Source organism: Rhodanobacter sp. B05, assembly GCF_002001085.1.
Lineage (GTDB): Bacteria > Pseudomonadota > Gammaproteobacteria > Xanthomonadales > Rhodanobacteraceae > Rhodanobacter.
The window spans coordinates 98,848-114,238 of the sequence record NZ_MUNU01000003.1 but is presented as its reverse complement, the minus strand read 5'-3'; the positions used below and the strand labels follow the sequence as shown (position 1 = coordinate 114,238).

The window sequence follows — 15,391 nt, the reverse complement described above, 5'->3', positions numbered from 1 at the left end:
CCTCGCCGATTCACCACATCAAGTCGTCCGGGACGCCGTCGTCATCTGCACCGGCCGTGCCGGATTCGACCAGCAAGGCGATCTGGCGCGGCTCGATCTCGCCAACCCGCACGGCGATCTCGCGACTGACCAGCAGGTAACGGCCAGCGTGCTGCACGACACCCAATTCACCCACGTTGAGTGCCGCCAATTGCGCGGCGTCGACATGGATGCGGCGGATCTTTCCCGCATATTCGAAATTCCGTGCCTGGTCGGCATCGGGCTTGTTCAAGTCGTGGCCATCAAGCAATTGCTGGATGCGCGCCTTGCGCTCGCGTCGCAACCTGGCCTGCTCGGCTGCCTCGCGCTCGGCCTGCTTGCGTTCGTTTGCCTCGGCCTGGGTGCGCAGCGCATAAGCCCTGGCCAGATCGATGTCCTGCTGGCTCTGCGGCTTCGCCGCCGCATGCGGCTTGCCGTGGTTGCCCCGCCCCGGCTTGCCAGGCGTGCCAGGTCCCGCTCGCTTCGGCTCGCGAATCCTTTCCTGCTGGGTTTTCTTGACAATACCGCTCTTGAGCAATTGATCGCGCAGGGATTCGGCCATGCGAGTGTTCCGTGGTCGGTGGACGGGTTGAACCGGCTTCAATAATGCGGCGGTGGCGGCTCGTCGTGGGGATCGTCGCCCTGTGCGACACGCATCGTGGCCATCTCGCCGCGCAGGTCGCGCAAGGCGCGTTCCAGCGCGGCGATACGCTGCGACTGGTCGGCGTCCGCCGAGGTCAACGCCTGCACCGTGTCGTCGATGAAGGTCAGCCTGACTTCCATCTCGTCGAGTCGTTGCGCCAGCTCGTCGCTGCCGTTGCTCATCGCACTACCCGCAGACTGCGGCCGCGACCGATGCCGTAGTAGGCCAGCCCGGCCTCTTCCACCGTGGCCGGATCGTAAAGATTGCGACCATCGAAGATCACCGGTTCCGACAGCGCGGCGCGGATGCGCGCGAAGTCCGGGCTGCGGAATGCCTTCCACTCCGTGACGACGACCAACGCATCGGCGCCCTGCAGGGCCGCAGCGGCCTCGTCGCACAGCACCAGATCATGCCGCTCGCCATATAGCCGACCCGTCTCCTGTCGCGCCTCCGGATCGAACGCGCGAACTTTCGCACCCGCGTCCCACAATGCTTCCATGAGCATCCGGCTGGGGGCCTCGCGCATGTCGTCGGTATTCGGCTTGAACGCCAACCCCCACAGCGCCACGGTCTTGCCCGCAAGCTGCCCGTCGAAGTGTCGCGAAATCAATTCGAACAACTTGCCCTTTTGTTGCCGGTTGACCGCCTCGACCGCGCCGAGCAACCGGGCCTGGTAACCACAGCCGTGCGCGGTGCGCTCCAGCGCCTGCACGTCCTTGGGAAAGCACGAACCACCGTAACCGGCACCGGGATAAATGAAGTGATAGCCGATCCGCGGATCGGACCCGATGCCCTGGCGTACCAGCTCCACGTCGGCACCAACCCGCTCGGCAATGTTCGCGATCTCGTTCATGAAACTGATCTTCGTTGCCAGCATGGCATTGGCGGCGTATTTGGTGAGCTCGGCGGAGCGCTCGTCCATCACCACCATGCGATCGTGGTTGCGATTGAACGGCGCATACAGCTTGCGCAGCACGTTCACCGCCCGCGTGCTCGAGGAGCCCACGATGATCCGGTCCGGACGCAGGCAGTCGTCCACCGCCGCGCCTTCCTTCAGGAATTCCGGATTGGACACCACGTCGAACTCGACGCTGGCGCCACGCGCGGCGAGTTCCGTCGCGACGGTCGCCCGCACCTTGTCGGCCGTGCCCACCGGCACGGTCGACTTGTTCACCACCACGGCATAGCGATCCAGGTGCCGGCCGATGGTCCTGGCCACTTCCTGCACGTATTTCAGATCGGCGCTGCCATCTTCGTCCGGCGGCGTACCCACCGCAATGAACAGCAATTCGCCGTGCGCGACCGCCGCTTCCGCGCCGGTGGTGAAGTCGAGCCGCCCTTCGGCATGGTTGCGCCGCACGATGGATTCGAGGCCAGGCTCGTAGATCGGAATATCGCCGTGCCTGAGGCGCTCCACCTTGGCGGCGTCGACATCGACGCAGAGCACGTGATTGCCCATCTCGGCCAGGCAGGCGCCGGTAACCAGTCCCACATAACCGGTACCGAAGATCGTTACCTTCATCATCTTCGTGACGATTCCCTTGAACGTGAACCGCCTATTCTAATGCCTGAAAAGTCGGCGCGGCGCTTGCCAGGGCTAATAGCAGAAGGGCGCGAATCTCTTCGCGCCCTTCTGCGTGCCGATTGACGATCCTGCGTTTACTGGCCGTCGGGACCGCCGGCAGGAGCCGCCGCGCCGGCAGGCGTCGGGCCGGTCTTGACCAGGGTCACGTCGAAGATCAGCGTCGCATTCGGCGGCATCGGCGGCTGCGGCTCGGCACCGTAGGCGAGTGACGACGGAATGAACAGCTTGTAGTGACCACCGACCTGCATCAGCTGCAGGCCCTCGCGGAAACCGGGGATCACGTTGGCGACCGGGATCGATGCCGGCTTCGGACCATGCTTGGCGGACGCGTCGAATACCTGGCCGTCAAGGAAGGAGCCGGTGTAGTTGATCTCCACCGTATCGTTCGGGCCCGGACGGGCACCGGTGCCGGCGGTGATGACCTGGTACTGCAGGCCGGAGGCCGTGGTCTTCACGCCGGGGGCGGTCTTGTTCTTGGCGAAGAAAGCATCGCCTTCGGACTTGTTCTTCGCGGCTTCCTGGGCGCGCTGGGCTTCGAACTTCGCCTGCACCTTGGTCATGAACGCTTCGTACACCTGCTTGGCGTCGGCCTCGCTCACGGTCGACTTCTGACCGGACAGGGCGGCCTGCACGCCACGCGCCACGGCGGCGGGATCCATTTCCTCGCGCAGGATCGGCGGCACGCTCTCGCCCATCTTGTAGTAGCCGAACACATAGCTGGCCTTGGTCTTGTCGACGGGGGCAGCGGCGCCGGTCTTGGCGGCCTGGGCATAGGCGCCCGCGGTCATGCCCAGCGCAACGGTCAGCGCGACCGCTGTCAGCGTGGGACGCAGAAAGTGCTTCATTCGTAACTCCCTCATGAAATGGAAATGCCGGCAACGCCGGCCGGAGCCCCTCGGTGGAGGCAGGCCACGCATTGTGCGGCGCCTGCCCGCTCTTGGCAACGACTCCGCGCTGTGACCGTCAGACGGCATAAAGGTTCAGCCCGCTCCGTCCGGCGGCGGTTCCGGCTTGTTCAGGGTGTCCTTCAAAGCCGCCTGCAGGCGCGCATGCATCTGCACCAGCCCCCGCCACAGCACCACCGCCAGCACTACACCCACCACCAGCAGGGACAGCGCGATGCCGCTAGGCGGCAGGATCGTCGAACCCAGCGCGCTCACCAGCACGCCCAGCAACAGCAAGGCGAGCAGCGGGATGAGCCGTGCCAGCACGTTGCGAATGGACTGTGTGTAGGACCCGGCGAAGCGCCCACGTATGCCGATCTCGGCCAGCAACATGCCCAGTGCCTCGGACTTGCGGTAAACCGCGATCAGCATGGGCAGGGAAAGGAACAGCGCGCAGGCCCAGATCAGCGTGTGCCGAAGTTCGCGCCCGATGCCCAGCGTGGAGAACCAGGCCCAGCCATTCGCATTGACGTAGGCGCCGATCATGAACAGGGTCACCACCAGCAACACGTTGACTCCGATATGCCACAGCAGTCGACGGAAGATGGCCGCGAGCGCCGCATTCTCGTTGACTGGCTTGAGCTGTTCCAGCCAGCCGCTGTAACTGGTCGCCAGCAGGCGCAGCGAGCGCGGCGTCACCGCGCGCAAACCGCGTGCCAGGCCATCGGCCGAACGCGACATGTAAGGGGACGCGGCCATGCAAACCACCGAAACCGCGACGGCGATCGGATAGATGAACTTGCTGATCACGCCGAGCGACAGCCCCAGTGTCGCGATCACGAAGGAGAACTCGCCGATCTGAGCCATGCCAAGCCCCGCCCGCAACGCGGTTCGCGGTTCATGGCCGACGAAGAAGATGCCCAGGCTGCAAGCCAGCGTCTTGCCCACGATGACCACGCCGGCGATCAGCAGTGCCGGCAATGCGTACTGCAGCAACATGGCCGGGTCGATCTTCAGGCCGATCGCCACGAAGAACAGCGCGGCGAACATGTCGCGCAGCGGTTCCACCAGATGCAATACGCGCCCCACGCTGCGCGATTCGGCCACCACCGCGCCGGCGAGGAACGCTCCCAGGGCGACGCTGAAACCCATCCAGGCGGCCAGCAGGCTGGCGCCGAAACAGATCCCCAGCACACTCACCAGCAGGGTTTCGTCGCGATCGAACCCGGCGACGTAATCCACCAGCCGCGGCAGCAGGAGCAGGCCCAGGATCATGCCCACCACCACGAACAGGCCCAGGTGCCCGATCAGGCTGAAAGCGGTGCCGGCCTGCACCGAACCGCCAATCGCCACCGCGCTCAGCAAAGTCAGCAGGACGATGGCGAGCATGTCCTCCGCCACCAGCAAACCGACCACCAATTGCGCGAAGGGCTGCTGACGATGACCGCCCTCGGACAGGGTGCGCGTGGCCACCATGGTCGACGACAAGGAAATGATGGCGCCGAGAAACAGCGCGTCCATGCCTTTCCAGCCGAACAGGCTGCCGATGCCGAAGCCGATCCACAGCATCAGGCCCACCTCGCCCACCGCCACGGCAAGCACCCCGATGCCGACCTCGCGCAACTTGCGCACGCTGAACTCCAGGCCCAGCGTGAACATCAACAGCACCACGCCGAGGTTGGAGATGTCGTCGATCGCCTGCGCATCGCCGACCAGCATGCCGGGCGTATGCGGCCCGATCAGCACGCCTGCCAGGATGTAACCCAGCAGCACCGGCTGGCGCATGCGCTGGAAAAGGATGGTGGTGGCCCCGGCCACCAGCATCACCACGGCAAGGTCACGGATGAAGCCGATTTCGTGCATCGCCTGCCTTCGCAATCATGTGCCTCCCGGCAGCATAAACGAGTGCCGGGCGAGATCCGCATCGATCCCGCGGAAGTGCGGCGTGAATTCCGCGGCGCCGTTGTCTTTGCTCTCGAAAAAAAGCTTGACGGAAAGGCAGGCCCAACCTATTCTTCTCGGCTTCCAGCGGCGGGGCCATAGCTCAGCTGGGAGAGCGCCTGCATGGCATGCAGGAGGTCGGCGGTTCGATCCCGCCTGGCTCCACCAACTTATCCGTCCCCATCGTCTAGAGGCCTAGGACATCACCCTTTCACGGTGGCGACCGGGGTTCGAATCCCCGTGGGGACGCCACTTTAACCCGGCAGCCAACAATGGCTGTCGAGGTCAAGTGGCAACGAGTTGGCTGAACGCTGGAAGATGTTGCAAATGCGGAGTGGTAGTTCAGTTGGTTAGAATGCTGGCCTGTCACGCCGGAGGTCGCGGGTTCGAGTCCCGTCCACTCCGCCACTATTCAAACAAGAAGCCCGCCTTGCGCGGGCTTTTTGTTGGAGTTTTACCTGGCTTGCTCGCGCAGGGGCTCCAGGGTGTCGATGGAGTGCCGCTGTTCGGCGAGATATTCCAGCCAGCGCGAGAGAAACCGATTCATCCGCAGGCGATGCTGGAACACCGTGTGTGCCGGCGAGAACGGTCCCAGAACCTGCCAGAGGTGCCGACCGGGATGGCAGTGCAGCGCCTCGGCCACATGCGCGTCGGTATACATCCTCAACTGCGCCGACGGCGCCCGCTGGCCGGTATGCGCGTCGACGAAGTCGTAGGTCAACTCCAGTTCCAGCGTGTACGGGTGGCATTCCTGCACGTGGAGGTGCACGTCGAGGCCATCCTCCACACGCGAGACATAGCGGCCAGGCGCCAACAGCTGCGGTGCGAACAACCGTGCCAGGCGGTGATAGTTCTCCGCGTACAACCCCATCAGGAACTCGAAGCGTCCCGGCAACAGGCTGTGGCGATTGTCCAGTACGGCGCTCATGGGCGGCGCGCAAACTCCGGTGGGCTGTCTAGAACATCGTCCGCTCGATTCCGAAACGGTCGAAGATCTTGCTGGCGATCTCCTCGATCGACACATGCGTTGTATTCAGGCTGGGAATGCCGGCCTGCCGCATCAGGCGATCGGCCTGTTCCAGCTCCCAGCGGCATTGTTTCAACGTGGCATAGCGGCTGCCGGCACGGCGCTGTTCGCGGATCTGCGCCAGCCGCGCCGGATCGATAGTCAGACCATACAGCCGATCCTTGTACGGACGCAGGCGCGGCGGCAGCTCCAGCTTCTCGAGATCTTCGTCGGTCAGCGGATAATTGGCGGCGCTCACCCCGTAATGCAAGGCCATGTACAGGCAGGTCGGGGTCTTGCCCGAGCGCGACACGCCGACCAGGATCAGATCGGCATCGGCGTAATTCACGTCGATGCCATCGTCATGCGACAGCGCGTAGTTGGTGGCGTTGATGCGTGCCTCGTACTTGTCGAAGTCGACCATGCCGTGGGAGCGGTTGACCGCACCGGAGCGTCGGGTATGCAGCTCATCTTCCAGTGGTCCGATGAAGGGCGCGAAAACGTCGAGCATCAACGCGCCGCTGGTCGCCACGATGTCACACAGTGCGCGGTCGGCCATGGTGTTGACGACGATCGGCCGCTGTCCGCTCTGCGCGTAATTGGTCTTGATCCGCAGCGCAGCCACCTCCGCCTTGTGCGCATTGTCGGTGAACGGCAGCCGATGCTTGTCGAACTGCACGCCTTCGAACTGCGCCAGGATGCTGTTGCCAATCGTCTCCGCGGTAATACCAGTGGAGTCGGAGATGAAAAACACGGTTCGCTGCATGCGGGATTCCGTCGATCGAGGTGCACTTGCCGGCACCTTAGCTCAAGCATCAAACCCTGTCGCCGATTGACCGCCCGCTGACTGGTATCCGGTTGGAATGACATCGTCTGCCATTGGTCTCCTTGTGCTGTGCACCATCGGCAGCGGACAATACCAGTTCTTTGCAGCCCGTCCGGCGACTGGACGACACCCCCATCTTCCTGACTTTCAGCCATTCCGAGGAGACACCCTTGAACGACTTGGTGCTTTGGCTCGACCAACTGCGCATGACTGACCTGGGCAAGGTCGGCGGCAAGAACGCCTCGCTCGGCGAAATGATCGGCAACCTCGCCAAGCTTGGCGTGTCCGTGCCGGGTGGCTTCGCCACCACCGCCGACGCGTTCCAGCAATATCTGGAAAAGAGCGGCCTGGCCAAACGCATCCAGAATCGTCTCGAGCACCTTGATGTCGATGACGTCGACACACTCGTCATCGCCGGCAAGGAAATCCGCGGCTGGATCGTCGATACCGCCCTGCCCGCCGAACTCGAGCAGGCGATCCGCGCGGCCTATATCAAGCTGTGCAAGGACGCTCTTGGTGAAGAGTCCGGCCATGGAGGGCCGGTTTTTGATTCCCGCGATCAGGGACGATCGCAAAAATCAATGGACATCGCCGTCGCCGTGCGCTCGTCGGCCACCGCCGAGGATCTGCCGGACGCCTCGTTCGCCGGCCAGCAGGAAACCTTCCTCAACGTGGTCGGCATCGACGACGTGCTGCACAAGGTGAAGGAAGTCTTCGCCTCGCTGTACAACGATCGCGCGATCGCCTACCGCGTGCATCAGGGCTTCAAGCACGAGGACGTGTTCCTCTCCGCCGGCGTGCAGCTGATGGTGCGCTCGGACGTGGGCGCCGCCGGCGTGCTGTTCACGCTGGACACCGAGTCGGGCTTCCGCGACGTGGTGTTCGTCACCGGTTCGTACGGTCTCGGCGAGATGGTTGTGCAGGGTGCGGTCAATCCGGACGAGTTCTACGTGTTCAAGCCGACCCTGCGCGAGGGCAAGCCTGCCGTGCTGCGTCGCAATCTCGGTGCCAAACAGTTGCGCATGGTCTATTCCAGCGCGCCGGGTGAGCGCGTCAGGACCGAGGACACCCCGGCCGAACTGCGCAACCGGTTCTGCATCAACGACGAGGATGTGCAGGAACTCGCCCGCCAGTCGCTGATCATCGAAAAGCACTACGACCGTCCGATGGACATCGAGTGGGCGAAGGACGGCAACACCGGCAAGATCTATATCGTGCAGGCGCGCCCGGAGACGGTGAAGTCGCGCTCGCACACGACCCAGCTGGAACGCTTCCACCTCAGCGAGAAAGGCAAGGTACTGGCCGAAGGTCGTTCGATCGGCCAGAAGATCGGTGCCGGCAAGGCGCGTGTGATCCGCTCGCTGAGCGACATGAACAAGGTGCAGCCGGGCGACGTGCTGATCGCCGACATGACCGATCCCGATTGGGAGCCGGTGATGAAGCGTGCCTCCGCGATCGTCACCAATCGCGGCGGCCGCACCTGCCACGCGGCGATCATCGCGCGCGAGCTGGGCGTGCCGGCGGTGGTCGGCACCGGCAACGCGCTGGACAATATCCCTGACGGTGCCGAGGTCACCGTGTCCTGCGCCGAGGGCGACACCGGCACGATCTACGCAGGCATCCTGAAGTTCGAGCGCGTCACCGCCGATCTGGGCGACATGCCCGAAGCGCCACTGAAGATCATGATGAATGTAGCCAACCCGGAGCGCGCGTTCGACTTCGGCATGCTGCCGAACGCCGGCATCGGCCTGGCCCGCCTGGAGATGATCATCGCCAGCCACATCGGCGTGCATCCGAAGGCGTTGCTGGAATACGCCAAGCAGGACGCCGAGACCAAGGCGAAGATCGACGAGCGCATCGCCGGCTACGCCGGTCCGGTCGAGTTCTATGTCGACCGCCTCGCCGAAGGCATCGCCACCATTGCAGCGTCGGTCTATCCGAAGCCCGTGATCGTGCGCCTGTCCGACTTCAAGTCGAACGAATACGCCGGCCTGCTCGGCGGCTCGCGCTACGAACCGCACGAAGAAAACCCGATGATCGGCTTCCGCGGCGCCAGCCGCTACGTCGACCCGAGCTTCGCCGAGGCGTTCGGGCTGGAGTGCAAGGCGGTCAAGCGCGTACGCGAAGTGATGGGCCTCAGCAACGTGTGGGTGATGATCCCGTTCGTGCGCACCCTGGGCGAAGGCCGCAAGGTGATCGAGGTGCTGGCGAAGAACGGCCTCAAGCAGGGCGAGCACGAACTCAAGGTCATCATGATGTGCGAAGTGCCCTCGAACGCCCTGCTCGCCGACGAGTTCCTCGACATCTTCGACGGCTTCTCGATCGGCTCCAACGACCTGACCCAGCTCACCCTCGGCCTCGATCGCGATTCCAGCATCGTCGCCAGCCTGTTCGACGAACGCGACCCGGCGGTGAAGAAGCTGCTGGCGATGGCGATCAAGACCGCGCGTGCCAAGGGCAAGTACATCGGCATCTGCGGCCAGGGCCCAAGCGACCATCCGGACCTGGCCGAGTGGCTGATGGAGCAAGGCATCGAATCGCTGTCGCTGAATCCGGACACGGTGGTCGACACTTGGCTGCGGCTGGCGAAAAAGAAGGCTGGCTGATACTGCCAGCCTGAATGGCTCGCTCATCATCCGTACCGCACTGCACCAAATGGGGCCGGACCACCCGGCCCTTTCATTTGCCCAAAGACCTGCGGCGCCGCACGGCATCGCAGGCGGGGCAACACTTCCACCCTTCGAAACCCCGGCGCAATGGCACTGGGCAAACGTCCTTCAGCCTGCCTTGCGCTGCAGCTTGCCTGTCATCAGCGCCACCGTTAACGTTCATACACATGTTTCAATTTCACATTTGAAGCGGCCGTAAATGCATTCTCCACCACGGGTCACGGGGGGCAGATTTTGAGCAGGACCCAACGCACCGGCCACGGCGATACCCGCAAGCGACTGCTCGAGGCCACTGAGTGGCTGTTCATCGAGAGTGGTTACGAGGCGATGTCGCTGCGCCACATCACGGCACGCGCCAGTGCCAACCTGGCCGCCGTGAACTACCACTTCGGCAGCAAGGAAGCGCTGATGCAGGAGGTGCTTGCGCAACGCCTGGACCGACTCAACCGCGAGCGCCTGCAACTGCTCAGCGCCTGTGAGCAGGAACAACCAGCGGCTCTGGATGCGGCTGCCGTACTCGCGATGTTGTTCATCCCCGCGTTCCGGCTCAGTCACGGCGACGCGTCCGGTCCCGCCTTCATGCGCCTGCTCGGGCGCGTCTACAGCGACCCATCCCCATTCATTCGCAGCTACCTGGAAGCACACTACCGACCGATCTCCGGGCGCTTCTTCGAGGCATTCTCGCGCGCGCTGCCCGCATTGCCGCGAAGGGAACTTGGACTGCGCCTGCATTTCGCGTTGAAGGCGCTATCCGGCATGCTGGCTGGCGAAGACATGCAGGCATTGATTGCCAGCGTCAGTCAGGGCCAGGAGATCAACGATACCGAACTGCTGGCGCGACTGGTTTCGCTGCTGGTACCCATTCTCACCGCACCGTTCGGCACACCGGAGCAAATCGACGTGATCGAACGCGTGCTGAAGTTCGACAGCACCAGCGCCAGGACCAGTGCCGAAACGCCGGTCCGGCCAGAGCATGACCCAAGCCAGCGTTCCACTGCGCTGGAGTGGCTCAAGGAAGGGAGGCTGGCCTCCTGAAAAAGCAGCAAGAAAAGCACGTTCCAGCCGTCAACGATTCCGGCACCGCCGATCGACGCCCCACCTCAGTCCGACCACCAGCATGCGAATCGGACCTTAGTCACAGGAGAAACCACGTGAACCGTCACCATCCACAACGCCTCATCCGACTCGGAAAACAAGCCAGCCTCGCCCTGGCCGTGGCGGGCGCACTGGCCCTGCCCTTGCGCGCGCAAGCCGGTTCCTTCCAGTTGCCCACCGACAATGCCGCCGGCTGGGCCCGCGCCAACGCCGGCGGCTCTTTGTTTGCCAATGATCCCACCGCGGTCTACAACAACCCGGCGGCGATGGCGTTCTTCACCGCACCCTTGCTGCAGGTCACCGGCACGGGCATCCGGCCAAGCGCCCAATTCGAAGGTCAGTTCAATGACCAACAGGGCAACCCGGTGACGGGCAACAACCCGAATGGTTTCGGCAAGTTCATCCCGTTCCCCAACATGGCGTTCGCTGCGCCGATCAATGACCACGTGACGCTCGGCGGCAGCCTTTCTGTGCCCTTCGGTCTGGTCAGCGAGTACAACCCGACCTGGCAGGGTCGCTACTTCGGTACCAAGACGAGCCTGCAGTCGATCGCCGTGAGCTTCTCTGCCGGCTTCAAGGTCAACGACCAGTTCTCGCTGGGCTTGGGTGTGGTCGGCCAACGAACCAAGGCCCAGCTCAACACCGTACTCGATCCGACTGGTACGGCATCGGCACTGTTTGGCGCGCCGATCGCGGGTGCTCCGCAGAGCGAGGATGTGCAGTTGAATGTGACGCTCAAGAAGTCGATGGCCTTCGGCTACTTCGTCGGTGCCGAATTCAAGCCCACAACGCAGGACAGCGTCGGCATCAGCTATCACTCGCGCATCAACCAGACCCTCGGCGGTCATTATAAGTTGTATGGCAGCGCCGCAGGCATGAACCTGATCGTGCTGGGGCCCACGCTATTCCCGGACAGAGGCCTGCCCTCGCTCAACGTCGATGGCGACAGCGCCAACGCCGTACTGAACACACCGGCGTTTGCGAGCCTCGACTGGGTGCACGACTTCAACAGCAAGTTCACCCTGGCCACCTCCATCAAATGGACCCAGTGGTCCAGCTTCAACAACCTGGTGCTGACCTCCAACGGCAATGAACTCGTCGGATTGCCGCAGAAGTACAAGAACTCGTTCGTGTACAGCGTGGGTGGTGACTATCACTTGAATGACCAGTGGACGCTGCGCGCCGGTGTCGGCTACGACCAGACGCCGACCAACATCATCAGCCGCGATCCGCGCATTCCAGACGGCTCGCGCCGACTGCTGGGGATGGGCTTCGGATACCAGGCGAGCGAGCATCTGGCATTCGACTTTGGCTACCAGCATCAGTTCGTCAAGGATGCCCGGGTGGACATGGTCAACCAGCTCGGGCTCGGTGCCGGCACCATGGACGGCAAGTTCAAGGATCACGGCGACGTGATCAGCATGACGGGCACCTACAAGTTCTGAACAGGGTGCCGGGATGACAGTGACAAGGGCCGCGCAAGCGGCCTTTGTTTTTGGATGCGGGTTCGTCCACGACACCCTCTCCGCCAGATACGCAAAACGCCCCTTCGATGGAGCGGCGTGTTACGCGGCGATGGCGGGGATTGTGAACCCCATCCCTGGGGTTCACCCCTTCGCGCATTGCGCTACGGGGCCGACCTGCGGTCGTCCTTGTCGTTCCAGACGAATTTGTCGAACCGGCGGGTTCGTCCACAACACCCTCTCCGCCAGATACGCAAAACGCCCCGAACGGGGCGTTTTGCGTATCTGGCGGAGAGGGTGGGATTCGAACCCACGGTACGCTTACACGTACGCCTGATTTCGAGTCAGGTACATTCGACCACTCTGCCACCTCTCCGATGGGATGCATGGTGGCGCATGCGAGCCGCGAATCATACGCGAGCAAGGGTATCGTGACAATAAGCCGGGCTTGCGGCATGCTGCGGCAGCACACCCTGACTGAAGCCCCATGATCGAACTAGGACACGGAACACATGTCGGCCTGCGCCGCACGCGCAACGAGGATACCTATCATGCCGATGTCTCGCTCGGCCTGTTCCTGGTGGCGGACGGCATGGGCGGCCACCAGCATGGCGAAGTGGCATCGGCGCTGGTGCGCGATGCCGTGGTCGAACTGGTCGGCTCCGGGCGCGGACTGATCGAAGCGGTCAACGGAGCCGCCGATCGCCTGCTCGCGCACACCCGGCCGAGTTTCGATGCGCTGCCCATGGGTACCACGATCGCTGCGCTCCGGATCATCGGCGACGGCTATGAGGTCGCCTGGGTTGGCGACAGCAGAATCTACTTGTGGACGCAGGCGTTGTGCCGGATCAGCCACGATCACTCGCTGGTACAGGCCTTGGTCGAGGCGGGCCAGCTCGATCCGGCACAAGCCTCGCGACACCCGCAACGCAATCTGCTGACCCAGGCCCTGGGGGTGACCGCGACCGAGCAATTGCATATCGGTATCGCCCGCGGCGCGCTCGAGCCGGGAATGACGTTCCTGCTGTGCACCGACGGGTTGACCGAATGCGTCGACGACGCATCGATTGCGCGAACCATCGCCCGCCATGATCTGGCTGCGCAGGAATGTGCCGATCAGCTCCTGCTGTCCGCACTCGACGCTGGCGGCGACGACAATATCACCGGTGTCGTCGTGCGTTGCCGCTGAGGGCGGCTCGAAGCCTACCTTTCAATCATGCAGGCGTCGCCAAAGGCTCTGGCCGCCCGCGCTCTTGTCCAGGTCATCCAGACGTTGCTCATGAAGCTGCGATTCGTCGGCCGAAGCATGCAGCACGTGCGGGCGCACCTGCAGGGATGCCGGTCTCACCACGATCACATCTCGTTGCTCCGCAGAGACGTCAAACCCGAGATCGAAACCGACCTGCCCGGACGTCATGGCCAGGTAGACATCGGCCAGCAACTGGGCGTCGATCAATCCCCCGTGCAGTTCACGGCGCGAGTTGTCCACGCCGAGCCGCTTGCACAGCGCGTCGAGGCTGTTGCGCTGACCCGGATAGCGCTCCCTGGCCATGGCAAGGGTATCGAGCACGCTGCAACGATCGCCAATCCGGCCTCGCGCCGGACCCAACCGGAGCAGTTCGGCATCCAGGAAGCCGATGTCGAAGCTGGCGTTGTGGATGATCAGCTCCGCGCCGTCGACGAAGCCGAGGAACTCGTCCACCACGTCGGGAAAACGCGGTTTGTCGAGCAGGAACTCGTCCTCGATGCCGGTGACCAGGCGGGCGCCTTCGTCAATCACCCGGTCCGGGTTGAGATAAGTCTGGTAGTGCCGGCCGGTGAGTCTGCGCTCCACCAGTTCGACACAGGCTATTTCCACCAGCCGATGCCCTTGACGAACTTCCAGGCCCGTGGTTTCCGTATCGAGCACAACCTGCCTCATGGGGCTTCCCTGATCAGCTCGGCCTGTTCACGTGCAGCCCGGTCGACACGTTCGTTTTCGACGTGCCCGTTGTGGCCCTTTACCCACTGCCAGCGCACCCGATGGGCACCCACGGCATCGGACAGACGTTGCCACAGATCCTGGTTCTTCACCGGCTTCCGGTCGGCCGTGCGCCAGCCGTTCGCCCGCCATTTCGGCATCCACTGCTCGATGCCCTGCATGACATAGCGCGAGTCCGTGGTCAGCGTGACCGCACATGGCCGCTTCAATGCCTCCAACGCACCGATCGCCGCCATCAACTCCATGCGATTGTTGGTGGTGGCCGCCTCGCCACCAGCCACCAGGCGCTCGCCACCCTGCGCCCGCAACAGCGCCGCCCAACCTCCTGGGCCCGGATTGCCCAGACAGGCGCCATCGGTGAATGCTTCCACTTCGCTCATCGTTGCTCACGTGTCCCGTGTTGTTTGCAGAGCCGAACTGCGCCGCGTGCCCGGCGACAATCGACCGCCTGCCGGCACCGCCACAGTGGCCGGCACATTCCGTCGCGGCAAGGCCACGCGTCGGCGCTTGCGGGCAATCAACACATAGCCGCCACCGAACACGTTGACCACCTTTTTGTCCCGGGAGCGAAGCCCCGGCCAGCTGCGTCCGACACGCTGCGCCAACTCGACCTCGAGCCCCTCCTGTCGCAAGACTTGATGCAGCCGCAGAGGCAGTTGCAGTCTGAGTGGCCGCCCCTTCGCCTGCCAGCGCAACCACGGCGACCAGCCACTGAGTGGATGAACGCCGGTCAGTGCCAACAAGCCACCGGGAGCCAGCACCCGGATCGCCTGGGCCAGCAAGGCCGATGCAGCCGGCGACACTTCCAGCGCGTGCCTGAGCAGGACCAGATCGAAGGCATCGTCACTGAAAGGCAACGATTCACCTGTTGCTGCAAGCAAATCGCCCCGGTAGCAATTGCCGTCCAGAAAGAGGCGAACCCAGCTGCCAAGCATCGGCAACGCCGGTGGAATGTCATCCTTCGCCGCACCCAGCAACAGGGCATGCGTGCCGAAGCAACGTTGCAGTTCCGGTGTCAGCACGCGCATCTGTGCATCAAGCAATCGGCGCAGCGGCGCACTGACATAAATATCGTTGTCACCGAGATGCATGCAACCGACCCAGGGTCTTTTTACCTGCCTCCAGTTTAGCGGCTTAACGGTGGGCGGCGTCGGATCGCGGACAACACGGAACTGCCGCACACACCTGAACGCCACACCGCCTTTTTAACACCACTCTAACGATCGGCTGAAAGAGCCACTCTATAGTCGGTCGCTTCGCGCGCAGCCGACAAGGTTGCG

The 15,391-nt window shown here is 63.6% G+C and carries 14 protein-coding genes and 4 tRNA genes; 7 read left to right on the top strand and 11 right to left on the bottom strand.

The window, feature by feature from the left end; genetic code table 11:
- Window positions 1–10 precede the first annotated feature (10 nt).
- From B0E47_RS00655 to B0E47_RS00635, 5 genes are all read right to left on the bottom strand, one after another.
- Complete coding sequence (locus tag B0E47_RS00655) at window positions 11–580, bottom strand: DUF2058 family protein (protein ID WP_077511439.1); 570 nt, start codon at window positions 578–580, stop codon at window positions 11–13.
- Between the two features lie 38 nt (window positions 581–618).
- Window positions 619–843 carry a SlyX family protein gene (locus B0E47_RS00650; protein WP_077511437.1) on the bottom strand — a complete coding sequence of 75 codons (225 nt, stop codon included), beginning with the start codon at window positions 841–843 and terminating at the stop codon, window positions 619–621.
- On the bottom strand, window positions 840–2,183 hold the full coding sequence (locus B0E47_RS00645; RefSeq protein ID WP_077511481.1) for a UDP-glucose/GDP-mannose dehydrogenase family protein: 1,344 nt from the start codon (window positions 2,181–2,183) through the stop codon (window positions 840–842). Before B0E47_RS00645 ends, B0E47_RS00650 begins: the two co-directional genes overlap by 4 nt.
- Before the next feature lie 137 nt (window positions 2,184–2,320).
- Window positions 2,321–3,091, bottom strand: coding sequence for an FKBP-type peptidyl-prolyl cis-trans isomerase (locus tag B0E47_RS00640; RefSeq protein WP_077511435.1), 771 nt, complete (start codon window positions 3,089–3,091; stop codon window positions 2,321–2,323).
- Between the two features lie 135 nt (window positions 3,092–3,226).
- A complete protein-coding gene (locus tag B0E47_RS00635; protein ID WP_077511433.1) occupies window positions 3,227–4,993 on the bottom strand; it encodes a cation:proton antiporter in 1,767 nt (588 codons plus the stop codon).
- A gap of 170 nt (window positions 4,994–5,163) precedes the next feature.
- Here B0E47_RS00635 and B0E47_RS00630 point away from each other — a divergent pair.
- The 3 genes from B0E47_RS00630 (at window position 5,164) to B0E47_RS00620 (ending at window position 5,479) form a co-directional block, all read left to right on the top strand.
- Window positions 5,164–5,239: transfer RNA gene (locus B0E47_RS00630), tRNA-Ala, on the top strand.
- A gap of 8 nt (window positions 5,240–5,247) precedes the next feature.
- Window positions 5,248–5,323: transfer RNA gene (locus tag B0E47_RS00625), tRNA-Glu, on the top strand.
- 79 nt (window positions 5,324–5,402) lie between these two features.
- Window positions 5,403–5,479: transfer RNA gene (locus B0E47_RS00620), tRNA-Asp, on the top strand.
- A 46-nt stretch (window positions 5,480–5,525) separates the two neighbouring features.
- On the opposite strand, the gene B0E47_RS00615 is transcribed toward B0E47_RS00620, so the two are convergent.
- Window positions 5,526–5,999, bottom strand: a complete 474-nt coding sequence (locus B0E47_RS00615; protein WP_077511431.1) for a DUF1249 domain-containing protein — start codon at window positions 5,997–5,999, stop codon at window positions 5,526–5,528.
- Window positions 6,000–6,027: 28 nt separating this feature from the next.
- Window positions 6,028–6,843 carry a pyruvate, water dikinase regulatory protein gene (locus tag B0E47_RS00610; protein ID WP_077511429.1) on the bottom strand — a complete coding sequence of 272 codons (816 nt, stop codon included), beginning with the start codon at window positions 6,841–6,843 and terminating at the stop codon, window positions 6,028–6,030.
- Between the two features lie 230 nt (window positions 6,844–7,073).
- On the opposite strand from B0E47_RS00610, the gene ppsA reads away from it, so the two are divergent.
- The 3 genes from ppsA to B0E47_RS00595 all read left to right on the top strand — a co-directional run bounded on the left by ppsA (window position 7,074) and on the right by B0E47_RS00595 (window position 12,112).
- Window positions 7,074–9,509: a phosphoenolpyruvate synthase gene (gene ppsA, locus B0E47_RS00605; RefSeq protein ID WP_077511427.1), complete on the top strand. Its 2,436-nt coding sequence runs from the start codon at window positions 7,074–7,076 to the stop codon at window positions 9,507–9,509.
- A gap of 297 nt (window positions 9,510–9,806) precedes the next feature.
- Window positions 9,807–10,607 (top strand): TetR/AcrR family transcriptional regulator, encoded by an 801-nt coding sequence (locus tag B0E47_RS00600; protein ID WP_077511425.1) that lies wholly within the window; start codon window positions 9,807–9,809, stop codon window positions 10,605–10,607.
- 116 nt (window positions 10,608–10,723) lie between these two features.
- Complete coding sequence (locus tag B0E47_RS00595) at window positions 10,724–12,112, top strand: outer membrane protein transport protein (RefSeq protein WP_077511423.1); 1,389 nt, start codon at window positions 10,724–10,726, stop codon at window positions 12,110–12,112.
- Between the two features lie 304 nt (window positions 12,113–12,416).
- On the opposite strand, the gene B0E47_RS00590 is transcribed toward B0E47_RS00595, so the two are convergent.
- Window positions 12,417–12,506 (bottom strand) — tRNA-Ser (locus B0E47_RS00590).
- Window positions 12,507–12,617: 111 nt separating this feature from the next.
- Here B0E47_RS00590 and B0E47_RS00585 point away from each other — a divergent pair.
- A complete protein-coding gene (locus tag B0E47_RS00585) occupies window positions 12,618–13,319 on the top strand; it encodes a protein phosphatase 2C domain-containing protein (RefSeq protein ID WP_077511421.1) in 702 nt (233 codons plus the stop codon).
- 21 nt (window positions 13,320–13,340) lie between these two features.
- On the opposite strand, the gene dnaQ is transcribed toward B0E47_RS00585, so the two are convergent.
- The 3 genes from dnaQ to B0E47_RS00570 are packed head-to-tail and all read right to left on the bottom strand — an operon-like array spanning window position 13,341 to window position 15,292.
- Window positions 13,341–14,051 carry a DNA polymerase III subunit epsilon gene (gene dnaQ, locus B0E47_RS00580; protein ID WP_077511419.1) on the bottom strand — a complete coding sequence of 237 codons (711 nt, stop codon included), beginning with the start codon at window positions 14,049–14,051 and terminating at the stop codon, window positions 13,341–13,343.
- On the bottom strand, window positions 14,048–14,491 hold the full coding sequence (gene rnhA / locus B0E47_RS00575; RefSeq protein ID WP_077511417.1) for a ribonuclease HI: 444 nt from the start codon (window positions 14,489–14,491) through the stop codon (window positions 14,048–14,050). The genes dnaQ and rnhA overlap by 4 nt, the downstream gene beginning before the upstream one ends.
- 6 nt (window positions 14,492–14,497) lie before the next feature.
- On the bottom strand, window positions 14,498–15,292 hold the full coding sequence (locus B0E47_RS00570) for a methyltransferase domain-containing protein (RefSeq protein ID WP_254422754.1): 795 nt from the start codon (window positions 15,290–15,292) through the stop codon (window positions 14,498–14,500).
- Window positions 15,293–15,391: the final 99 nt, after the last annotated feature.